The sequence below is a fragment of the Paraburkholderia sp. SEWSISQ10-3 4 genome (assembly GCF_030464785.1).
In the GTDB taxonomy this organism is placed as follows: Bacteria; Pseudomonadota; Gammaproteobacteria; order Burkholderiales; family Burkholderiaceae; genus Paraburkholderia; species Paraburkholderia aspalathi.
This window is the reverse complement of the sequence record NZ_JALPRI010000007.1, coordinates 107,913-129,852: the sequence shown is the minus strand read 5'-3', so window position 1 is coordinate 129,852 and position 21,940 is coordinate 107,913. Positions and strand designations below refer to the sequence as shown.

Below are 21,940 nucleotides of genomic sequence, written 5' to 3'. Positions count from 1 at the left end.
AACCTCGGTGTCCCTTTTAGCTCAATCAGGCTAAAGCGACGGCGCCTCTCTGGAACACTGCGATTTCTCAATGCGCAACTCAACCGTCTCTCCTGTGAAAGGCCTGCTGCTGGACCGCTACGCACCCATTGCAGACGGCATCGCGGCCTTGTTCTATCCGTGTGCCGAAGTCGTGATTCACGACCTGCGCGATCAGACCATCGCGTATCTCGTGAACAATCTGTCGAAGCTCGAAGTCGGTGGCCCTTCGGTGCTCGACGAAGTCCACTACGCGGCACGCGGCCGGACGATCGGGCCATACGAGAAGCTCAACTGGGACGGTCGCCGCATGCGCTGCGTGAGCAACATCCTGTTCGACGACGAGGGCAAGCCGGCCGGCATGCTGTGCGTGAACTTCAACATCGCGGTGTTTGAAGATGTGCGCTCCACGCTCGATCTGTTCATCAAAGGCGGCAGTCTGACGGACGCGCCCGCGGAGGAACTGTTCCGCGACGACTGGCAGGACCGCATCAACACGTTCCTGCACACCTGGCTGCGCGAGCGGCAAATCGGCATCAATGCACTCACGCGCGAACACAAACGGGAAATCGTCGAGGCGCTGCATGCGCAGGGCGCGTTTCGCGGCCGTAGTTCAGCCAACTACGTGGCCGCTGTGCTAACGATGGGCCGCGCTACCGTCTATAAGATTCTGAAGCAGATGAAAGAGGGCGGCTGACGGTCCGCAAATCGTAGTGGGCTAGCGCTGCCCAGCGCCGGGCCCGGCAGTGGGCCGATGCGCCCAGGAGACTACGCCCGCACCGCGTGAAGAACCGCTGCGTTTAGCTATGCAGCCCCATTTTGCCGCTCGCCATGGCGGCGACGCGGACCACAAGCCCCCTGGGAAGCAAGCGTGACAGCAAGGTCGCAGCGCGTACGCTGGTCCGTCCAGGATACGCAACCGCTTTTCGTTTATCGAAGGCCTTGAGCGTTTCCTGAACGACGGACTCCGAGCTGTCCATGTCTTTCGGCGACACATTGGTCGACACGCCTTCGAAGAAGCTCGTTGCCGTAGGTCCCGGACAGGCGGCCATCACATGCACGCCCGTGCCGACGAGTTCGAATTGCAGCGCCTCGCTGAAGAACAGGACGAAGGCCTTGGTCGCCGCGTAAGTGGCCATATGCGGGAGGGGCTGAAAGCTCGCGTTGGATGCGAGGTTGATGATGCCGCCCCTGCCGCGCTTCGCCATACCGCTGCCAAACCGATGACTGAGAGCGACGAGCGCCTGGACATTGACCTGAATCTGCGACTGCTCTTTCGTCGGATCGTGCGAGAGGAAACTGCCGGTCAGACCTAGCCCCGCATTGTTGACGAGCAGATCGACCTGAATGTCGCGGCGCTCGAGTTCCTCGCCGATCTGGAGGGCGGCGTCGGGATGGCTCAAGTCGATATTGAGCGCAACGGTTTGCACGCCGTGTCTGGCGGAAAGTCCCTCAGCCAGAACCTGCAATGTGTCAGCCGAGCGGGCGACCAACACAAGGTTCATGCCACGCGCGGCCAGCGTTTCCGCAAAGACCTTGCCGAGCCCTTTTGAGGCTCCGGTAATCAGGGCGGTCGAGCCGCGATAGACAAACATGTTCTGCTCCTTGCTGCGGGGTGAGCCTGCATTAGCGTTGCGTGCGCCATCTAAGGTTGCCCGTCAAAAGCATCGATACTCGATGCTTTTGATCGCCGGACTGTTCTGAGGACGTGACGCATTGTGCGAGCTGGAGCGTTTTTTGATAATTGGGGTGCCTTTTGAATCATTTTCAAAAATAATGGAAAGATCGTGGGCCGCCTCACCACTGCATCGTCGTGTCGATTCGTGTTCCCCGCTTGATGAACAGGGTGACCGGCGTCTTCTCGCAGATCTCGCCAAGGCGCTTGCGCTGGCTATCGTCGAGAGGCCCATCGACGGATACGGTGCGCCGAATGTATTGACCGCCTTCGCGCTCCACGTGCAGTTGCGTGTCGACCTTGATCCGGCCGCCCGGCCATGCTTTCTTCTGCATGTACATCCTGAGCGTTGCCGCGGTGCAGGCCGCGAGACCCGAAAGGACGAATTCGAAGGGAGCCGGGCCGCTATCCTGCCCCCCTTCGCGCGGCCCTTCATCGCCGAGCAGGCTATGTGTGCCTGCATCGATTTTGACGACATAGTTGGGTGAATCTGCGTCCGAGGTGGCGGTTGCGATCGCGAGAGTCATCATTGTCCTCTTGGGTGTCACGTCAAAAGATTGAGCGCATGCACATGCCACGGCCTGGGCACGCGTCGAAATGCGCCGGGCGAAGGTTTCTCTGCAAGTGTTGGCGACAGCGTAAGCCTGCATCAGTGATCTTTCGCGGTCCAGCACAGGTTTACAATGACAGCCGCAATAAAACCACGTGCTCTGCTTCGGAGGACGTCGGCCCGTTTATAAAAGATTCCGTTGACTGGGACAGGAGTAGTTGAATGGTGCGTTATCGACACTACAAAGGCGGCATTTACGAACTGGTTTGCGAGGCCACGCTCGAGTCGGATCCGACTGTCACGATGATCGTCTACAAAGCCAGCAATGGTACGATCTGGACCCGTCCGGCTTCGGTGTTTTTCGAGCTGGTCGAAGTCGACGGCACCGAGGTGCCGCGCTTCGCACCGATCAACTAGGCTGCCCCGTTCAGGCAATCGTTATCGTCATCACGTTTGCGCTCGAAGAACGTGTGCCGCCAGATCAATACAAACAGGAAATCTGAATGCGTCTTTTGCTTGCCATCATTCTGCCGTGGTTTCAGTTCTTCACGATCGGCCGGCCTTTTGCCGGCATCATCTGCCTGATCCTGCAGATCACGCTGATCGGCTGGATCCCGGCCGCGATCTGGTCGGTGTATGCGCTGAGTCAGTACAACACCGACAAGAAAATCGCCCGGGCGATGGGCAACGGTCGGTAAGGCCGAATGCGATGCGGGCGGCGCGAGGCGTAGTCCACGCGCTGCTAGATTTCGACCGCGTCCGGCGCCTCGATCACCACGTCCGTTTCCGCGATCGCCACACACGGCAGGATGTAGCCTTCCGCTTTCTCTTCCCGGCTAAGACCCGGCCATTCGATCGTGTAGCGCACGCGTCCCGACGTCATTTTGCATAGGCAGGTGCGGCATGTGCCGTTGCGGCACGAGCGCGGCAGACGCAGATTCGCAAAGCCGGCGGCTTCAAGGATCGTCAGCGAATCGGGCGCTTCGAAGCTTTGGCCGAGCGGCTCGACACGAACGAGAGGTGGGCGGGTAGAGTCGGACATCGTGTGAATCGGTGACGGATTGCGCCACACTTTACACGTTCACACCAAACGCCCAGGCTCCGGCGCCGCCATTTCAATGCGTCGTGTTTCCACGCCGCAGATACCGATACACCGTATTTCGCGCAAGCCCCAACTCGCGTGCCGCTGCCGACACATTACCGTCGAGTCGCGCGAGCGTTTGCGCAATCAATGTGGTCTGCCATTCCTCCATCCGCGCGGGCGACGCATTCGCGGGCTCGGCTGCTGGCTTGTCGCGTCCGTTGCCGCCATTGCCATTGACGTTGTCCGGCAGCGCCCCGTGCGCCTGGGCGCGGACGTTGACCGGCGAAGCCTCGCAATCCTGCAGAAAATCCTCCGGCAAATCCTCGAGTTCGATCTGCTGCGCGCCTTCGGCCATGATGCTGGCGGTGCGCAGCACGTTGGCCAATTGCCGCAGATTGCCTGGCCAGCGGCATTGCGCAAAGCGTTCCAGCACCTCATCGGACACGCGACGCGGTAACCGCTCGCCATCCGGCTGCAATGCCAGCATGCGTTCGACGAGCGTCGCCAGATCGCTGCGCTCGCGCAGCGCCGGCAAGGTGACGACGAGCCCGTTGATCCGGTAATACAGGTCTTCGCGGAAGGTGCCGGCTTCGATCATCTCGCGCAGGTTGCGGTGAGTTGCGCAGACAATGCGCAGATCGACCGGAATCGCCCGCGTGCCGCCCAGCGGCACAACGGTGCGCTCCTGCAACACGCGCATCAGGCGCACTTGCTGGGCGAGCGGCATGTCGCCGATTTCGTCGAGAAACAGCGTCCCGCCATCGGCCTGCACGATCTTGCCGACGCTGCCGCGTTTCTTCGCGCCGGTGAACGCGCCGTCTTCATAGCCGAACAACTCTGCCTCGATCAGCGTGTCGGGCAACGATGCGCAATTCAGTGCGACGAAGGGCGCATGCCGCCGCGGCGAATCGTGATGGATCGCGCGGGCGAGCCATTCCTTGCCGGTACCGGTTTTGCCGAGCACGAGAATGGGAATATCGCGTCCGCGCAGCTTTGCGACTCGTCGCAGGATCGCCGCGACCGCCGCATCGCCGGTATCGAGCGTTTCAAGTGTGGCGAGCGGTGCCACCTCGCAGGACTGAGCCGCAGCACGCGCGCCGCTGGACATGGCCGTACGCGTTACGTCAGCAAAGCCTTCTGATGAACCAACATAACGTGGCGCCGCAAATTCGCCGCGTGCGATCACACGCACGCCGCTCGGCAGCGTCAGCTCGATGCTTTCGCCTGGTGCGCGGGCGATCTGCTGCAACACTCTCGCAAAGGTGACCCCGAACAGCGCGTCGAACGGTTGCCGTAACAGCTCGCCAAGCGGCTGCCCGAATTGAAACAGTGCGCTGCGATTCGCGGACAGGAAGGTGCCGTCCGGCGCGAACGCCGCGAGCCCTTCGTACAGCGTGCCGATAAATTCAGCACGTGCGTGAAAGTGAATGCGAATGGCATCGACGAATTGATTGGAGAACAGATGATTTTCGATCATCTGCGCCGACATCCGCACGAGCGCAAGCGTGTGCTTGTGGAAGCCGCGCGTGTCGCCACTGACGTCCAGCGCGCCGATGGTGCGCCCGAACGGATCAGCGATGGGCGCGCACGAACAGGTGAGAATCCGGTTCGCATGGAGGAAGTGCTCGCCGGCATGCACGACAGTCGGCTGCCCGTCGATCAGGGCGGTGCCGATCGCGTTCGTGCCGCGATCCGCTTCGGCCCATGACACGCCCGGGCACAACGCGACGCGATTGGCTTTTTCGACAAAGTCGCTATCACCGAGACTGTGGAGAATCACGCCGTGATTGTCGGTGAGCAGCACCATGCTTTGCGTGTCGACGATCTGCGCGTGCAGCGTCTCCATGACGGGGAGCGCGTGGGTATAGAGCGACTGGTTTCGTTCGAGGAGTTCACGCAGGGCGGGGCGGCGCAGCGGATGGAAGTCCGGCGTTTCCGACGCTCGCAGGCCGACTTCGAGCGAGCGGGCATGAGCTTGCGCGATGACGTCTGGCCGACCAACGGTGGGCGGCGTGGCAGAACGATGGCTCAAAGCATGTCTCCGGTTATCGGACCCGGCGGGTGCGTTGCCTGCCGTTGCGTTCCGCAGTGCAACATACGCGTCTGCGGCCGAACACCGATATTACAGGACGAAACAGGAGCCTGGCGAAAGCCGCGCAGCATGAATAAAACTAGGTCGCGCGGGAGAGAAAAAGTGCCTCAAAAGACCACGTCAGGCACCAAAATCAAGCAAACAAAAAGGAAAACTTGCGCAGTGGCCGAACTCGTCTACAGTGAATCAAATCACCTCCGCGGGGCGCGAAGTACGGCGCTCGCGAAACTATGGGGTGACGGACCCGCGCCATCAGCATTCGAAAAGGGGGACACGCGCTGCAGGTGCGACCAGTCTTAACCAGCGTGCGCAGTACCAATCGACCCATGCGCAGCACCCAACCTTTCAGGTGAACTCCCATGCAGATCCTATTCCCGAACGAAACTCCTGAATATTCAGGTCGCGAACTTACCTTGGCGTTCCCGGCGATGGTTGATGGGCAAAGGGTGGAGTGCATGATCACCGCTGAGGCGCTGGAAGATCACTTTGGTGCCGCATCGCCGCGTCTGGAGGACATGGTCGATGCATTCGACGCACACCGGGCCCGGATCGAAGCGGCCACACGGCGCCTGCTATCGGAAACGCGAGCGCAATGCCTGGTGCTGAGAAGCGGCTACGTGCGCTTCTATGAAGCGAACTGGCGGAACTGAGCGAATCCGCGCCTGACCGGCGTCAGCCCGGAAAAGAGCGCGGAAGTCAGTCCAAAAGTAAGCCCAAAAGTAAGCCCAACGAGCGGGTAGAGCAGGAAAGCAGAATCAGCCGCGCAAGAGCAACACGAGACGCAAACCCAGGCGCGGCGTCCGCATCTCAACGGGTCAACAACTGGCCGCGGCCATTCGCGCCGCTCAGGTCTGCGCTCGTGCGGCTGTAAGTTGGAGATACTGCAAACGCAAGCGCCGAAGACTGGAAACCGATCAAACCATCCGCCGCAGCGTCCGATCCTTGAACACCACGTGATGCGCAATTGCCGCAAGCGCGTGTAATCCGATCACCCAGTAAAACGCATTGCCGAGCCACTCGTGCGCGGTCTTGAGCAATGGCCGCGCAAGCGGATCCGCGCCGACCAATGTGAAGCTGAAGTTGGCCCAGGCGAGCGTGACTGGATGGCCGCCTGTGTTGATCATCAGGATGCCCAGCAGCGGCTGCGCGAAGATAAAAATGTACAGGGCGAGATGTGCAGCCCGCGCCAGAAAGGCGAGCAGGCGATTGCCTTCGATTTCCGCGGGCGCGCGGGCCCACAGACGCCATAGCACGCGCAGGACCGCCAGTCCCAGCACGAGGGTACCGGCCCAGAAATGCACGCTGCTCCAGAAGACCCGGCTGTCGGAGCCTTTCGGTCCGCGGATTTCGATTGCCAGATAAGCGAGCGCGATCAGCAGAAAGATCGCCCAGTGGAAAAAGATGGCGGGCGACGTATAACGGTCCGTGGCGCGGCTGTGGCTGTAAGAAGACATGCAGGGAACTCCCGTGACCGGTTCGTTGGTTTTTATCAATCATCAGATGATAAAGGGTGCCCGACCAGAACGGGTCCCATCAATAAAATGATTGTTGATCCAGACCGAACCGTGACCGACGCGGCGACGATGCCGCAGTGATTTCAGTCAGGCTGCGACGCGTTGCCTGACATGGCATCGAGCATCGTCATGCCACGCCGTGTCAGGTGTTGTCCTGCGCTTTCACTCCCGTGCCTTCACGTCAATTGCCGCCGCAGCTTATTCGCTGCCGAGGTAGAAATAGCGGAACAGGAAAATCGCCGCGATGATCCACACCACCAGTTTCACTTTGCGCGCCTGTCCGGTCAGCAGTTTCAGACCGGCATACGAGATGAAGCCGAACGCCACGCCATTGGCGATCGAGTAGGTGAAGGGCATCAACAGGGCGGTCAGGGCGGCCGGCACGACTTCAGTGGCGTCGTCCCACGGCAGATCGAGCATTTCGCGCAGCATCAGGCAGGACACGTACAACAGGGCCGGCGCCGTTGCGTAGCCGGGCACCACACCCGCCAGCGGCGCAAAAAACAGCGCCGCGAGGAACAGCACGGCGACGGTGATCGCGGTCACGCCCGTGCGACCGCCGGCCTGCACGCCCGACGCGCTTTCGATATACGCCGTGGTCGACGAGGTGCCCAGCATCGAGCCGGCCAGAATCGCCGTGCTGTCAGCGAGCAGCGCGCGGTTAAGCCGGAACATCTTGCCTTCGACCAGCAGCCCGGCGCGATTGGCCACGCCCATCAGCGTACCGGTCGCGTCGAACAGTTCGACGAGGAAAAACACCAGGATCACGTTCAGCACGCCGCCGGAGAGCGCGCCGCGAATGTCGAGCTGGAACAGCGTCGGTGCAATTGACGGCGGCGCGGAAACGATGCCGTGAAACTGATTGCCGCCGAAGAAAAAGCTCAGCACCGTCACGCCGACAATGCCGATCAGGATCGCGCCGCGCACCCGCAGATAGTCGAGCGTGACGATCGCGAAGAAGCCGATCACCGCGAGGATCACGTGCGGGTTATGCAGATCGCCGAGCGTGACGAGCGTGGCCGGATTGCCGACCACCACACCGGCCGACTTCAGCGAAATGATCGCGAGAAAGAGGCCGATGCCGCCGGTGATGGCAATGCGTATGGAATGCGGAATTCCGTTCACGATCACCTCGCGCACGCGAAACAGCGTGACGATCATGAACAGGCAGCCGGAGATGAATACCGCGCCGAGCGCCGCTTGCCACGTGAAGCCCATGCCTTTCACGACGGTGTACGCGAAGTACGCATTCAGACCCATGCCGGGCGCGAGCGCAATCGGGTAGTTGGCGTAGAGACCCATGATCAGCGAGGCCAGTGAGGCCACGATGCAGGTCGCGACGAACACCGCGTCCTTCGGCATGCCGGCGTCGCCGAGAATCGCCGGGTTGACGAAGATGATGTAGGCCATCGTCAGGAAGGTGGTTAGCCCAGCGAGCACCTCGGTGCGCAGGTTGGTGCCGGCGGCTTCGAAGCCGAAGTATCGTTTTATGGAGTCCATGAGGCGGGTCTCTCGTTGTTCAAAAGCGTTTCTTGTGGTTGATACGGGCAATGCGTCGCGAATAAGCGGGCGACTGTGCCGTCCGACACGGCACCGATGCACTACGCGGCGAAGCCTACGGGCGGATTGTAGTCATGATTGGCGGCGCACCGGTTTGCGTGAGTTGCGTGAGTTGCGTGACTGTGGGCTGTGCCGAAGGGGCGAGATGATACCTTGCCAGCGCGCGGGGCGGTGCGGCAAGCGAATTTACGATGTTGCGGCTGGAAACGGTGGGCTTGCGGGGGCGTGGGGACAGGCGGAATCTGGTGGGGAGGAGTGAATTGGAACGATTCGGGCTAAAACGGCAGGAAGAAAGCGCAGGAGGGGAAAGGGCGCGGCAGGCAGTTCTAGCAGGGATGTGCAGAGCATCCAAGGCCGGCGCCGCCTACGACCTTTGCAGTCGCGAACAGTCCGGCCCGCCGCTTCAAGGCCAGGATGAGACGGATTACTGCGCCGTGCTCCCACCCATCTGCTGCGCTCGCCGCGCGGCGACGATGCGACCCGCGCGTTGCGCGTTGTCCGGATAGTCGATCCAGTCGAGCGGATCGTAGCCTGCTGCGCGCCAGGCTGCCAGATCGGCTTTCACCTGGGCGCGCGTTAGCGGCGTCGACGGGTCGTAAGGCCGCGAGGTCTGCGCAAACGCGCTGCTCATACTCACGGCGGCTAACAACGCGCCGAGTCCAACGAGAGAGACGATTTTCATGATTGGCTCCTATGGAGCGGTTAAAAACAACCCCTAAATTTTAAATTTCATGGTCATTCCGAGTAAGTCGATTGCAGGCAATGCACCATTTCACCCCGTGATCCAAAGCGGGCAAACGCGAAGCGGCGCGCCCCCGGTTCAGGATGCCGACGGCTTGCTGAAGCGATCCAGCACCGCGCTCAGCAGATCGATCGGCAGTGGAAAAACGATCGTCGAATTCTTGTCGGCGGCGATCGTCGTGAGAGTTTGCAGGTAACGCAACTGCATCGCCTGCGGTTGTTTCGACAGCGTCTGCGCTGCCTCCAGCAGATGCTGTGAGGCCTGCAATTCGCCTTCTGCGTGAATCACCTTGGCGCGCCGTTCGCGCTCGGCTTCGGCCTGACGTGCGATCGCACGGATCATCGTTTCGTTGATGTCCACGTGCTTGATCTCGACGATCGCCACCTTGATGCCCCACGCGTCGGTTTGTGCATCGAGCACCTTCTGGATATCGGCGTTCAGTTGCTCGCGCGCCGCCAGCAGGTCATCGAGTTCGTGTTTGCCGAGCACCGCGCGCAGTGTGGTTTGCGATAACTGGCTGGTCGCCTCGAAATAACGCGCCACCTGGATCACCGCCTTTTCCGGATCGACGACGCGGAAATACACCACCGCGTTGACCTTCACCGACACGTTGTCGCGCGTAATCACGTCTTGCGGCGGCACGTCGAACACGACGGTGCGCAGATCCATGCGCACCACCTGCTGCACGATCGGGATGATCAGCACGAGTCCCGGTCCCTTGACCTTCCAGAAGCGCCCGAGCATGAACACCACGCCGCGTTCGTACTCACGAAAAATCCGTATCGATGAAGCAATCAGCGCGGCCACCAGCAGAATCAGAATGCTGCTGAAGCCGAATGTGAAACCGATCATGAGCGTTCTCCTTGTTGTTGTGCTTCCGCGGGCACCACGGTCAGTGTCAGTCCGCGGCGCGCCGTGACGCGCACCGCGTGACCGGCCGCGACCGGGGCCGTGCTGGACACCCGCCAGCGTTCACCATGTATCTGAGCCCAGCCGGCCAGCGTGCCGCCCGCTGCCGCGTTTGCTGTTGCGTCGCCCTGCAGCGGACCACCGTCCGGCGACAGGCCGCCGTCGAGCACGACGCCGAGGCTGCCGATCAGTCCTTCCGAGCCTGTCACCACGGGCCGGCGGCGCGCCCGCAGCGCGAGCCTCGACACGCCGAATACGAACGCGACGCTGAACACGGTCACCGCCGCGATCAGGGGCAGCGGAATGCCGTAACCGGGCACGTCGGTATCGATCAGCATCAACGCGCCGATCACGAACGCGACTACGCCGCCGAAGCCGAGCGAGCCGAAGGTCGGCAGAAACGCTTCGCCGATCAGGAATGCGATGCCGAGAACGATCAGGCCGAGTCCGACGTAATTGACGGGCAGCATCTGCATTGCAAAGAGTCCCATCAGCAGACTGATCGCGCCGACCACGCCCGGCAGCACGAAGCCGGGATTGGCGAACTCGAAGAAGAGGCCGTACATGCCGATCATCAGAAGAACCAGCGCGACGTTCGGATCGGTGATGACCGCGAGAAACTGGCTGCGCCAGTCGGCTTCTAGCGTGACCACCGGCGCGTTGGCGGTGCTGAGTTTGACGTCGCCGTGGCTGGTGTTGATCGTGCGGCCGTCCACCTGGCGCAGCAGGTCGGGAATGTCGCGCGCATTCAGATCGACCACGTGCTGCGCGAGCGCTTCGCTGGCCGACAGGCTGACGGCTTCGCGTACGGCGCGCTCGGCCCAGTCGGCGTTGCGTCCGCGCATTTGCGCGAGGCCGCGGATGTAGGCGGCCGCGTCGTGGACCTGCTTGCGCAGTTCGGTGGATTGGGTGTCGAGTGGGAGGGCGGCGCTGGCGGAGTTGCCGGCACTCGCTGAGTTGGCAGAATTCGCTGAGTTGGCAGAATTCGCTGAGTTGGCAGAATTCGCTGGCGACGCCGGGTTCGCCGAATCCCCAGAGGCCTGCGTTCCGGGCGCGTTCTTTGGCGCGCCGGCGCCGCCTCCAGTGCCGGGCAAACCGGGCATCCCGCCGCCGCCCGCAGGCGGCTCCGCGCCACCGATACCCATCTGAATCGGCGTAGCCGCACCGAGATTGGTGCCCGGCGCCATCGCCGCAATATGGCTGGCGTAGACGATATAGGTACCTGCGCTCGCCGCTCGCGCGCCACTCGGGGCGATAAAGGTCGCGACCGGCACCGGCGAGCCGAGGATCGCCTTGATGATCTGCCGCATCGAGGTATCGAGTCCGCCGGGCGTATCGAGTTGCAGCACGGCGAGTTGCGCGCGTTCGTCGGCGGCGCGCTGCAGGCTGCGCACGATGAAGTCCGCGCTGGCCGGACTGATCGCGCCGTTCACCGGGATCACGACAACGCTATTCGGCGCGACGGCGGCCTCGGCGACTCCAACCCGCGGCGCGTTTTCGCACAATGCAAACCCGAGCGCCAACAGTACGCCGAACGCGGTCATGCCGCGCATCAACCGGCCCACGACTCCGCCACGGATATGCGCAAAGCGCGGACCAGACTGCCGGAACGGGAGGCGCGGATACGTGCTCATCGCTGACGGCTGCCGCGCCATGCCGATGGGTATCGACCGGCGCGGGCCGATACCCCAAAAAGGCTGGCCTGCTCCTTACAGCTTAGTCCGATTCCGCGCGGCGCGTGAAATCCGCGCGCGCCGGCCGGTAGTCGGTCGGCCGCATCCCGGTCCACTTGCGAAACGCGCGATGAAACGCGCTCGGTTCGGCAAAACCCACGGCGGTGGCGATGTCGGCGATCGTGCGATCTGTGTCCTGCAGTTCGCCGATTGCGATGTCACGCCGCAAGTCGTCCTTGATCGACTGATAGGTATAGCCTTCCTGTTTCAAACGCCGCCGCATGGTCGCCTCGGCGACGTGCAGGCGCAGCGCCATCTGGTCGGCGGCCGGCCAACCGGCCATCGGCAGCGCGCGCAGCATCTTGCGCACGCGCGCGGCAAGCGAGCCGGGATTGCGGTATTTGACGATGAAGCTGCCGGGCGCATCGCGCAGGAACGGCTTGACCGACTTCGTGGTCTGGATCACAGGCAGTTCGAGAAACGCCGGCGATAGATCGACGTATGACTCGGTTTGATCGAACGCCATGTCGTCGCAGAACATCAGACGGTATTCATGCGCGGCGGGCGGTTCGGCGCAGCGAAAGCGCGCCTCGATCAGCGGAATGCGCCGCCCGACCAGCCAGCACAGCAGGCCATAAACCACGATGAAGTAGGTCGCATAAGCGAACATGGCGGGCGGTCTTGCACCTTCGCGTTCGACAAACCGCAAGCGCACGCGCCGCGCATCCGTTTCGATCTCTGCGCCGAGGTCGTCCAGCACGAGCCGCATGAAGCCGATCGCCCGCGCGAGCGCCTGCGCGCCGTTGCGCGCGCTCAGTGCCGTCTGCGTCATTGCGATGAAACTGCCGCTCTTCATGCGGTGCGAGTCCTGGCCGAAGAACTCGTCGTCCAGCGCGCGGGCGATGCCGGCCCACAGGGCGCCGTACTGCGCCGACGAGACCCGGCTTTTCGGCGACGCCAGCATGGTTGCCGCGATGCCGGCGGCTTCGGCGAGCGGCAGCGCCTCGAACCCGCGCGCTCGCGCCAGCGTCAGGGCCTCCTCGACGAGACTGACGGAAATCGTGCCCTTGTCGTCCCTGGCGTTTTTCACGTTTTTCATGGTTATCTGGCAAATGCGCTCAACATTTTCCTTGGGGCGCTTCGCTAAGGCTTTGAAAACGCGGTTGGAATCGGGTTTGTATGATACCGGTATGGCAAATGCGCTCAGTCAGAATGATCGGGCTGAGCATCGAACCTGTCCAGTAGCTTCCCTACACTTGGCCTGAACCAATCGCGGGACGCCTCGCCCCGGAGACACAACGGCGAAGCCGGTCATCCCCCCGCGATGAGCCGCAAATGACGAGCAGCGCCTCGTCGCTGCGACGCGATGCATACAACAGGATCGAGCCATGGATAGCTTCTACACCGACGAACAGCGGATGATCCGCGACGCCGCCCGCGACTTCGCCACCGAACGTCTCGCGCCCTACGCCGGACAGTGGGATCGCGACGCGAAACTGCCCTCTGAAGTCGTGACGCAAATGGGTGAGCTGGGCTTTCTTGGGATGATCGTGCCGTCCGAGTGGGGTGGTTCCTATACGGACTACGTGGCCTATGCGCTCGCCCTCGAGGAGATCGCCGCGGGCTGCGCCGCCTGCGCCACGCTGATGAGCGTGCACAACTCGGTCGGCTGCGGGCCGATTCTGAACTTCGGCACGGACGCGCAAAAGGACCGCTATCTGCAAGACCTCGCCACGGGCCGGCGCATCGGCGCGTTCTGCCTGACCGAGCCGCAAGCCGGCTCTGAGGCGAACAATCTGCGCACCCGTGCGGTGCTGCGCGACGGCAAATGGATTCTCAACGGCAACAAGCAGTTCGTGACCAACGGGGCACGCGCGAACATCGCGATCGTGTTTGCCGTCACCGATCCCGATCGCGGCAAACGCGGCCTGTCGGCCTTTATCGTGCCGACCGATACGCCGGGCTTCAACGTCGGCAAGCCCGAGCACAAGCTCGGCATTCGTGCCTCGGATACCTGCCCGATCTCGTTCGACGATTGCGCGGTGCCCGAAGCCAATCTGCTCGGCGAACCTGGCGAAGGCCTGCGCATCGCCTTGTCGAATCTCGAGGGCGGGCGCATCGGAATTGCGGCACAGGCGGTCGGCATTGCGCGGGCCGCATTCGATGCTGCGCGCCTCTACGCCAACGAACGCGTGCAGTTCGGCAAGGCGCTGAAGGAGCACCAAACCATCGCCAATATGCTCGCCGACATGGCGACTCGGCTGAACGCCGCGCGTCTGCTCGTGCACCACGCGGCGCGTCTGCGCACGGAAGGCAAGCCGTGTTTGTCCGAGGCGTCACAGGCCAAGCTGTTTGCGTCGGAACTCGCCGAAGAGATCTGTTCGAATGCGATCCAGATTCACGGCGGTTACGGCTATCTCGAGGACTACGCGGTGGAACGCCACTATCGCGACGCTCGCATCACGCAGATTTACGAAGGAACCAGCGAAGTGCAGCGGATGGTTATTGCGCGCCACGTCTAAACGCAAATTAAACGGCGTTTGAGCGCAAAATAGCCTGCCGGCAGGGCAAATGCACAGGCAAAAATCAGAGCGCATACCGCGCCACCAGCATGGAATTGGAGACGACGATGACTGCAGCGAAGGGCTTTCTCGAAGCGCGCGACCTGTTATTGCGCCATCGAACCGACTACGACCGCGCCTACCGCGAATTCGCGTGGCCGACGCCGGGCCAGTTCAACTGGGCGCTCGACTACTTCGACGTGATCGCGCGCGACAACGACAACCCGGCGCTGTGGATCGTCGACGATCCGGCCAGCGACGGCCTGCGCCTCTCCTACGCGCAGATGTCGGAGCGCTCGTCGCGCATGGCGAACTTCCTGCGCGGTCTCGGCGTGGGGCGCGGCGACCGCTTGCTGCTGATGCTGCCGAACCGCGTCGAACTCTGGGACGTGATGCTCGCCGCCATGAAGCTCGGCGCGATCGTGCTGCCGGCCACCACCCAGCTTTCCGCCGACGACGTGCGCGATCGCGTGCAGATCGGCGGCGCGCAGTTCGTGGTGGTCGATAGCGCGGAGCTCGCCAAGTTCGACGCACTCGACGTGCCGCTCACACGCATCTCGGTTGGCACGCCGCGCGACGGCTGGATCGATCTTGCCGCGGCCTATGACGCAGCGCCGCAATTCACGCCCGACGGCGTCACGCACGCCACCGATCCGGTGCTGCTGTACTTCACCTCGGGCACGACCTCCAAGCCGAAGTTGGTCGAGCATACGCATCAGAGCTACCCGATCGGCCATCTGTCGACGATGTATTGGATCGGCCTGCAACCGAACGACATCCATTGGAACATCAGTTCGCCGGGCTGGGCCAAGCACGCGTGGAGCTGCTTCTACGCGCCGTGGAATGCGCAGGCCTGCGTGTTCGTTTTCAACTTTCCGCGCTTCGTGCCGAAAGACACGCTCGACGTGCTGGTGCGTTTCAATGTCACCACGCTGTGCGCACCGCCTACTGTGTGGCGCATGCTCGTGCAGGAGCATCTCGCGGACTATCCGGTGAAGCTGCGCGAGATCGTCGGCGCGGGCGAGCCGTTGAATCCGGAGATCATTGAACGCGTCAAGCATGCGTGGGGCATCACGATACGCGACGGTTTCGGCCAGACCGAAACGACCTGCCAGATCGGCAACCCGCCGGGGCAACCGGTTGTGCCGGGTTCGATGGGCCGTCCGCTGCCGGGCTACAAAATCGAGCTCCTCGATGCGGACGATCAACCGGTCACCGAAGGGGAAATCTCGCTGCCTCTGGCCGAACGTCCGCTCGGTTTGATGACCGGCTACGCGAACAATGCCAACGCCACGGCGCAAGCCATGCGCAACGGGTTCTATCACACCTCCGACGTCGCGTTGCGCCGTGATGACGGCTACTATGTCTACGTCGGCCGCGCCGATGACGTTTTCAAATCCTCCGATTACCGGCTGAGTCCCTTCGAACTCGAAAGCGTGCTGATCGAACACGAAGCGATCGGCGAAGCCGCCGTGGTGCCGAGCGCCGATGCATTGCGTCTGGCGGTGCCCAAAGCGTTTGTCACCGTGCGCCAGGGCTATGAAGCGAGCCCCGAACTCGCGCGTGCGGTCTTCGCGTTCTCGCGCGAAAAACTCGCACCGTACAAGCGGATTCGCCGCCTGCAATTCAGCGAGCTGCCGAAAACCATCTCCGGCAAGATCCGCCGCGTCGAATTGCGGCGCCGCGAAATGGAGCGCGAAGCCGAACCCGCGCGCCTGCCGGGCGAGTATTGGGAAGAAGACTTCCCGGATCTGCGTTGATTATTTTTATTTCCAGTCACTGGCCGGCCGATACACGGCCACCGCACAGGAGTTTCAGCATGAGCGCAACTGCATCGAACAAGGTCGCCACCGTCAAGCTGCTGATCAACGGTGAATTCGTCGAATCCAAAACCACCGAATGGCGCGATATCGTCAACCCGGCCACGCAAGAGGTGCTCGCACGCGTGCCGTTCGCCACCGCCGATGAAGTGAACGAAGCGATCCGCTCCGCGCACACCGCGTTCAAGACATGGAAGGACACGCCGATCGGTGCGCGGATGCGCATCATGCTGAAGTTCCAGGCGCTGATTCGCGAGCATTCGCCGCGTATCGCCAAAACCTTGAGCGCCGAACAGGGCAAGACGATTCCCGACGCGGAAGGCGATATCTTCCGCGGACTCGAAGTGGTCGAGCATGCCTGCTCGATCGGCACCTTGCAGCAGGGTGAGTTCGCCGAGAACGTGGCGGGCGGCGTGGATACCTATACATTGCGTCAGCCGATCGGCGTATGCGCCGGCATCACGCCGTTCAATTTCCCCGCGATGATCCCGTTGTGGATGTTCCCGATGGCGATCGTCTGCGGCAATACGTTCGTGCTGAAGCCTTCGGAGCAGGACCCGATGTCGACGATGCAGCTGGTCGAACTGGCGCTCGAAGCTGGTGTGCCGAAGGGCGTGCTGAATGTCGTGCATGGCGGCAAGGACGTGGTCGACGCGCTCTGCACACACGATCTGGTGAAGGCGATTTCCTTCGTCGGCTCGACCACGGTGGGTACGCACGTTTATCGCCTCGGTAGCGAACACGGCAAACGCGTGCAATCGATGATGGGCGCAAAGAATCACGCGGTGGTGCTGCCCGACGCGAATCGTGAGCAGACCTTGAATGCGCTGGCCGGTGCAGGGTTCGGCGCAGCGGGACAGCGTTGCATGGCGACCTCGGTGGTCGTGCTGGTCGGCGCGGCGCAGCAATGGCTGCCCGATCTGGTCGCGAAGGCGAAGACGCTGAAGGTCAACGCGGGCAATGAGCCGGGCACGGACGTCGGCCCGGTCGTCTCACGCGCCGCGAAGCAGCGCATTCTCGGCCTGATCGAAACAGGCGTGAAAGAGGGCGCAACGCTGGCGCTCGATGGCCGCGATGTGAAGGTGCCGGGCTACGAGCAAGGCAACTTCATCGGCCCGACGGTCTTCACGGACGTCACCACGGAGATGGAAATCTACAAGCAGGAAATCTTCGGCCCGGTGCTGGTGGTACTGAATGCCGCGACGCTCGATGACGCGATCGCGCTCGTCAACAGCAATCCGTTCGGCAACGGCGTGGGTCTTTTCACGCAAAGCGGCGCGGCGGCGCGCAAGTTCCAGAGCGAGATCGATATCGGTCAGGTCGGTATCAACATTCCGATTCCGGTGCCCGTGCCGTTCTTCAGTTTCACCGGCTCACGCGGCTCGAAACTCGGCGACCTCGGGCCGTACGGTAAACAGGTTGTGCAGTTCTACACGCAGACCAAGACGGTTACCGCCCGCTGGTTCGACGACGACACCGTCAACGACGGCGTCAACACGACCATCAGCCTGCGCTGAGCCATTCAGTCTATTGGAGAGACGACCATGAAAATAGGCTTTATCGGACTCGGCAACATGGGCGCGCCGATGGCGCTCAACCTGCTGAAGGCGGGCCACGCGGTCAACGTATTCGATCTCAACGCGCAAGCGGTGCAGGCACTCGTCGATTCGGGCGCCAAAGCCGCAAGTTCGCCGAAGGCCGCGGTGACCGACGCCGAATGTGTAGTGACGATGCTGCCCGCGGCCACTCACGTGCGCAGCGTGCTGATCGCGGATGACGGTGTTTTCGCCGGCATCGCGGAAGGCGTGACGATCATCGATTCGAGCACCATCGATCCGGCGAGTGTGAAGGCGTTTGCCGAACTGGCCGAGCAACGCGGCAACACCTTCGTCGATGCACCCGTCTCGGGCGGCACCGGCGGTGCGGCGGCGGGCACCTTGACCTTCATGGTCGGCGGCAGCGCGGACGCGTATGAGCAGGTCAAGCCGGTGTTGTCGGCGATGGGCAAGAACATCGTGCATTGCGGCGACACCGGCACCGGTCAGGTCGCGAAGATCTGCAACAACCTCGTGCTCGGCATCACGATGGCGGGCGTGGCCGAAGCGATGTCGCTGGGCGAGGCGCTCGGCATCGACGCGAAAGTGCTGGGCGGCATCATCAATACTTCGACGGGCCGCTGCTGGAGCTCGGACACGTATAACCCGATGCCTGGCGTGATCGAAACCGCGCCGTCCACGCGCGGTTACACCGGCGGCTTCGGCACCGATCTGATGCTCAAGGACCTGGGCCTCGCCACCGACGCCGCGAAATTCGCGCGCCAACCGGTGTACCTCGGCGCTCTAGCCCAACAGCTTTATCAGACGATGAGCACGAAGGGCGCAGGCCGTCTGGACTTCTCGGCGGTGATCAAGCTCTATCGTAAGGACAGCAAGGACGGAGACGCGTAATGATCGAACTCGACTACGCACACGACGGCGCCGTCGCGCTGCTGACGCTCAAACGGCCGCCAGCGAACGCGTTCACGCCGGACGGTTTGCTGCTATTGCAGCAGACGGTGGAGCGTCTGAACGGCGAAGCGGGCGTGCGAGCCATCGTGATCACGGGCGACGGCCCGAAGTTCTTCAGCGCAGGCGCCGATCTGAATACGTTTGCTGACGGTAATCGCGAAGTCGCGCGCACGGCGGCGACTCGCTTCGGCGCGGCGTTCGAGACCCTGCAGAACGCGCGCCCGGTGGTGATCGCCGCGATCAACGGTTATGCGATGGGCGGTGGACTCGAATGTGCGCTGGCCTGCGATATCCGCATCGCCGAGCAACACGCGTTGATGGCTCTGCCGGAAACGGCAGTTGGCTTGCTGCCATGCGGCTGCGGCACGCAGACACTGCCGTGGCTGGTCGGTGAAGGCTGGGCCAAGCGGATGATTCTGACCGGCGAACGCGTCGACGCCGCGACCGCATTGCGTATCGGTCTCGTCGAAGAAGTGGTGGAAAAGGGCGCCGCGCGCGAGGCCGCGTTGACGATGGCGGCGCGTGTCGCGAGCCTCAGCCCGCAAGCCGTCAGCTTCAGCAAGACGCTGATTCACCAGGGCCGCAATGGCGTGCCGCGTGCGGCGGCGTTGGCGGTGGAGCGGGAACGCTTTGTCGATCTGTTCGACGGCGCCGATCAGCGCGAAGGCGTCAATGCGTTTCTCGAGAAGCGTGCGCCACGCTGGCAGGTGACGCAGGCTGAGCCGACGGCGAACGCCGGGCAGGAGACGCATCGATGAGCGCCTTGCAGAGCGTCGCGGTCGACACGGGCGTCGAAGCGGAGCGCGAGATTCTGTTTCGCGTGGTCAACCACGTGGCGATCATCACGCTGAACCGGCCGGCCGTGCTCAATGCGCTATCGCACGCGATGGTGCGCGAGCTTGCCATACTGGTCGAACATTGCCGTACCGACGACGGCATCGTTGCACTCGTGCTGAAAGGCGCGGGCACCAAGGGCTTTTGCGCCGGCGGCGACGTGCGCGAGGTGTACCGGCTCGCAAAGAATGGCGACAGCCGGTGGCTTGCGTTCTTCGTCGACGAGTACCGGCTCGACTACGCGTTGCACAAGTTTCCGAAGCCGGTAGTCGCCCTGCTCGACGGTATCTCGATGGGTGGCGGCATGGGGCTCGGTCAGGGCGCGCGGCTGCGCATCGTCACGGAACGCAGCAAGATTGCGATGCCGGAGACGCGCATCGGCTTCCTGCCCGACGTCGGTGCGACACGATTCCTGAGTGTGATGCCGGCGGAGGTCGAGTTGTATGTCGGGCTCACCGGCGTGACCTTATCCGGCGCCGATGCGTTGCGCCTGCAACTGGCGGATTTGTGCGTGCCGGCCGAGTGGCTTGGTACTTTCGAAGAGCGCCTGCAGCGCATGTCGCACGCGGGAGATTTGATGGCTGCATTGCGCGGCGTGTTCGAGCCGCCGTGCAACATCATTCCGCATGCTGCATTGGGGCCGTTTACGCAGTTGATTCTGCGGCATTTCGACCGGCGCTCGAGCATCGAGCGGATCGTCGCGACGTTGCGCCACGACCTGGAGCGCGAGCCTGCGCGTGAGGTGAAACAGTGGCTGCAGTCTGCTTACGACGCGATGGTTGGACACTCGCCCACGATGCTGTATGTCACGCGCGAGGCGCTCCTGCGCGGCCGGCAGATGACCTTGGCGGAGTGCTTCCGGATGGAACTGGGCATCGTCAAGCGGGTGATCGAAGAAGGAGATTTCTGCGAAGGCGTGAGGGCGCACTTGATCGACAAGGATCGCAAGAGCCGCTGGGCGCCGGCGACGCTTGCGGAAGTGCGCTCGGAACGCGTCCGGCATTTTCTGAGCTCGCCGTGGAAGCGGGAAACGCATCCGCTGGTTGGGTTGGGGGTTGAAGAAGGCTAAAGGCTGCGCGCGCCGACGCGGTGTTTCAGACTGCGTCGGCGCGCTTGAACGTCAACCTTCTCCTACGGTGTCGCCCCTGAATACACCTGTTGGCGGCACGGTGCTTTGCGCCCCCCGAACCCGGGAAACCCAAAGCACCCCGATTAACGCGACGGCAACTGCCACCCATCCGACGGTCCCATATCCTTCGATCTGTCCCGTGGGCGAACTGCTCAGCATCAAGCCGCCGATCCACGCGCCGCACCCCGTGCCCAATGCCTGCAGCGCGCTGTTGGCGCTAAGAAAAGCACCCCGGCGGGAAGGCTCCGGCACGGTCGTCAGCAGTGCCTGCATCGGCACCATCCGCCCGGACATCAGCACCATGAAAAACGGGAAAAACATCACCAGCGCGTAGAACGGCAGGTTCGGCAGATGGGTCACAAACAGGACGGGCAGAAACGAGAGTACTGCCGCAATCCGGAATACGAGCCGCGTGCCGAACCGGTCTGCCAGCCGGCCGACCCGGCGCGACGTGAAGAATGTTGCCGCGCCGCCGGCCATATACAACCACGACAATTGCGCGGGCGCCACGCCATGATTGGCGACCAGCACCGGTGAAATGAAGGGGATCACCAGCATGTGCGCGACCATCATCATGAAAGTCAGCGCAGACGCATTCATATGCCGCGGGTTGCTCAGCAGCCGCCACAAATCAGGCAGCACCTCGCCGAGCGCCGGCTGGCGACGACTCAAATGCTCCGCAAGCGATGGCACAAGTTGCCACCCCACAATCCAGACGGCCACCGACAACACCACCAGCAAATAGAACGGTGCTGCCCAGGTGAAGTGCGCGCCAAGCATCACCCCAGCCGGCACGCCGGCAATCGCGGCCAATGAAAAGGCGGTCATGATCGTGCCCGTCGCGGCGCCACGGCGCTGCACCGGGATCACGTCGCCGACAATCGCCATGATCACCGAGCCCAACACGCCCCCCGTGATGCCGGCAAACGCGCGCGCGACCAGCAGAAGGGGGAAGCTGCTTGCCAACGCGCACGCCAGGTTCGACAGCGCGAACAGTGCATACATCGTCAGCAACAGACGACGTCGATCGAAGCGGTCGATATAAGTCGCGGCGAATAGCCCCGACAGCCCCGAACACCACGAATACGCTGATACGGCCGTCGCAAACGCCGCCGGTGTGATGCTGAACGAGTGCATGATCTGCGGGCCGAGCGGCATCATCACCATGAAGTCCATGATGATGGTGAACTGCGTCAGCGCAAGCAGCCACAGCAAACGTCGCTCGTGCTTTGTGCTAATTGAATACATCGGTCAATTCCTTATTTTTGTTCG

Annotated in this window: 21 protein-coding genes; 10 read left to right on the top strand and 11 right to left on the bottom strand. The window is 62.7% G+C overall.

What is annotated here, in order from left to right; all coding sequences use genetic code 11:
• Positions 1 to 70 precede the first annotated feature (70 nt).
• On the top strand, positions 71 to 715 hold the full coding sequence (locus M0D68_RS16835) for a transcriptional regulator (RefSeq protein ID WP_266224855.1): 645 nt from the start codon (positions 71 to 73) through the stop codon (positions 713 to 715).
• A 103-nt stretch (positions 716 to 818) separates the two neighbouring features.
• Here the strand turns inward: M0D68_RS16835 and M0D68_RS16830 are convergent, their stop codons facing one another.
• Together M0D68_RS16830 and M0D68_RS16825 are read right to left on the bottom strand one after the other, a co-directional pair.
• Complete coding sequence (locus M0D68_RS16830; RefSeq protein WP_200620573.1) at positions 819 to 1,613, bottom strand: SDR family oxidoreductase; 795 nt, start codon at positions 1,611 to 1,613, stop codon at positions 819 to 821.
• A 202-nt stretch (positions 1,614 to 1,815) separates the two neighbouring features.
• The gene (locus M0D68_RS16825) at positions 1,816 to 2,220 is read right to left on the bottom strand and encodes an OsmC family protein (protein ID WP_093636165.1); all 405 of its coding nucleotides are present in this window, start codon (positions 2,218 to 2,220) and stop codon (positions 1,816 to 1,818) included.
• Between the two features lie 245 nt (positions 2,221 to 2,465).
• On the opposite strand from M0D68_RS16825, the gene M0D68_RS16820 reads away from it, so the two are divergent.
• Both M0D68_RS16820 and M0D68_RS16815 read left to right on the top strand, forming a co-directional pair.
• The gene (locus tag M0D68_RS16820) at positions 2,466 to 2,660 is read left to right on the top strand and encodes a DUF1653 domain-containing protein (protein WP_093635979.1); all 195 of its coding nucleotides are present in this window, start codon (positions 2,466 to 2,468) and stop codon (positions 2,658 to 2,660) included.
• Positions 2,661 to 2,746: 86 nt separating this feature from the next.
• Positions 2,747 to 2,941 carry a YqaE/Pmp3 family membrane protein gene (locus tag M0D68_RS16815; protein ID WP_028194701.1) on the top strand — a complete coding sequence of 65 codons (195 nt, stop codon included), beginning with the start codon at positions 2,747 to 2,749 and terminating at the stop codon, positions 2,939 to 2,941.
• Positions 2,942 to 2,985: 44 nt separating this feature from the next.
• On the opposite strand, the gene M0D68_RS16810 is transcribed toward M0D68_RS16815, so the two are convergent.
• Together M0D68_RS16810 and M0D68_RS16805 are read right to left on the bottom strand one after the other, a co-directional pair.
• Entirely contained in the window at positions 2,986 to 3,285 is a 300-nt protein-coding gene (locus M0D68_RS16810) for a 2Fe-2S iron-sulfur cluster-binding protein (protein WP_200620575.1), read from the bottom strand.
• 73 nt (positions 3,286 to 3,358) lie between these two features.
• A complete protein-coding gene (locus tag M0D68_RS16805; protein WP_211706950.1) occupies positions 3,359 to 5,359 on the bottom strand; it encodes a sigma-54-dependent Fis family transcriptional regulator in 2,001 nt (666 codons plus the stop codon).
• Positions 5,360 to 5,778: 419 nt separating this feature from the next.
• Between M0D68_RS16805 and M0D68_RS16800 the strand changes: the two genes are divergently transcribed.
• Positions 5,779 to 6,069 (top strand): DUF1488 domain-containing protein, encoded by a 291-nt coding sequence (locus tag M0D68_RS16800; protein WP_074287282.1) that lies wholly within the window; start codon positions 5,779 to 5,781, stop codon positions 6,067 to 6,069.
• 264 nt (positions 6,070 to 6,333) lie between these two features.
• Here M0D68_RS16800 and M0D68_RS16795 read toward each other — a convergent pair whose 3' ends face one another.
• From M0D68_RS16795 to M0D68_RS16770, 6 genes are all read right to left on the bottom strand, one after another.
• Positions 6,334 to 6,873 carry a cytochrome b gene (locus M0D68_RS16795; protein ID WP_093635975.1) on the bottom strand — a complete coding sequence of 180 codons (540 nt, stop codon included), beginning with the start codon at positions 6,871 to 6,873 and terminating at the stop codon, positions 6,334 to 6,336.
• Positions 6,874 to 7,131: 258 nt separating this feature from the next.
• Positions 7,132 to 8,433 (bottom strand): NCS2 family permease, encoded by a 1,302-nt coding sequence (locus M0D68_RS16790; protein WP_211706949.1) that lies wholly within the window; start codon positions 8,431 to 8,433, stop codon positions 7,132 to 7,134.
• Positions 8,434 to 8,917: 484 nt separating this feature from the next.
• Positions 8,918 to 9,175, bottom strand: coding sequence for a DUF4148 domain-containing protein (locus M0D68_RS16785; RefSeq protein ID WP_093635970.1), 258 nt, complete (start codon positions 9,173 to 9,175; stop codon positions 8,918 to 8,920).
• 138 nt (positions 9,176 to 9,313) lie between these two features.
• Positions 9,314 to 10,087, bottom strand: coding sequence for a slipin family protein (locus M0D68_RS16780; protein ID WP_054036028.1), 774 nt, complete (start codon positions 10,085 to 10,087; stop codon positions 9,314 to 9,316).
• A complete protein-coding gene (locus M0D68_RS16775; RefSeq protein ID WP_266224853.1) occupies positions 10,084 to 11,778 on the bottom strand; it encodes a nodulation protein NfeD in 1,695 nt (564 codons plus the stop codon). The genes M0D68_RS16780 and M0D68_RS16775 overlap by 4 nt, the downstream gene beginning before the upstream one ends.
• 82 nt (positions 11,779 to 11,860) lie before the next feature.
• Positions 11,861 to 12,916 carry an AraC family transcriptional regulator gene (locus tag M0D68_RS16770; RefSeq protein WP_093635964.1) on the bottom strand — a complete coding sequence of 352 codons (1,056 nt, stop codon included), beginning with the start codon at positions 12,914 to 12,916 and terminating at the stop codon, positions 11,861 to 11,863.
• A 289-nt stretch (positions 12,917 to 13,205) separates the two neighbouring features.
• Between M0D68_RS16770 and M0D68_RS16765 the strand changes: the two genes are divergently transcribed.
• The 6 genes from M0D68_RS16765 (at position 13,206) to M0D68_RS16740 (ending at position 20,608) form a co-directional block, all read left to right on the top strand.
• Positions 13,206 to 14,339 (top strand): acyl-CoA dehydrogenase, encoded by a 1,134-nt coding sequence (locus M0D68_RS16765; RefSeq protein WP_093635962.1) that lies wholly within the window; start codon positions 13,206 to 13,208, stop codon positions 14,337 to 14,339.
• Positions 14,340 to 14,446: 107 nt separating this feature from the next.
• Positions 14,447 to 16,138, top strand: coding sequence for an AMP-binding protein (locus M0D68_RS16760; RefSeq protein ID WP_211706947.1), 1,692 nt, complete (start codon positions 14,447 to 14,449; stop codon positions 16,136 to 16,138).
• Between the two features lie 59 nt (positions 16,139 to 16,197).
• Positions 16,198 to 17,715, top strand: a complete 1,518-nt coding sequence (locus M0D68_RS16755; protein WP_211706946.1) for a CoA-acylating methylmalonate-semialdehyde dehydrogenase — start codon at positions 16,198 to 16,200, stop codon at positions 17,713 to 17,715.
• A 27-nt stretch (positions 17,716 to 17,742) separates the two neighbouring features.
• Positions 17,743 to 18,645 (top strand): 3-hydroxyisobutyrate dehydrogenase, encoded by a 903-nt coding sequence (gene mmsB, locus M0D68_RS16750; RefSeq protein WP_211706945.1) that lies wholly within the window; start codon positions 17,743 to 17,745, stop codon positions 18,643 to 18,645.
• The gene (locus tag M0D68_RS16745; protein WP_211706944.1) at positions 18,645 to 19,463 is read left to right on the top strand and encodes an enoyl-CoA hydratase; all 819 of its coding nucleotides are present in this window, start codon (positions 18,645 to 18,647) and stop codon (positions 19,461 to 19,463) included. Before mmsB ends, M0D68_RS16745 begins: the two co-directional genes overlap by 1 nt.
• Positions 19,460 to 20,608, top strand: a complete 1,149-nt coding sequence (locus M0D68_RS16740) for an enoyl-CoA hydratase/isomerase family protein (protein ID WP_211706943.1) — start codon at positions 19,460 to 19,462, stop codon at positions 20,606 to 20,608. The genes M0D68_RS16745 and M0D68_RS16740 overlap by 4 nt, the downstream gene beginning before the upstream one ends.
• 51 nt (positions 20,609 to 20,659) lie before the next feature.
• Here the strand turns inward: M0D68_RS16740 and M0D68_RS16735 are convergent, their stop codons facing one another.
• Positions 20,660 to 21,916: an MFS transporter gene (locus M0D68_RS16735; protein WP_211706942.1), complete on the bottom strand. Its 1,257-nt coding sequence runs from the start codon at positions 21,914 to 21,916 to the stop codon at positions 20,660 to 20,662.
• Positions 21,917 to 21,940: the final 24 nt, after the last annotated feature.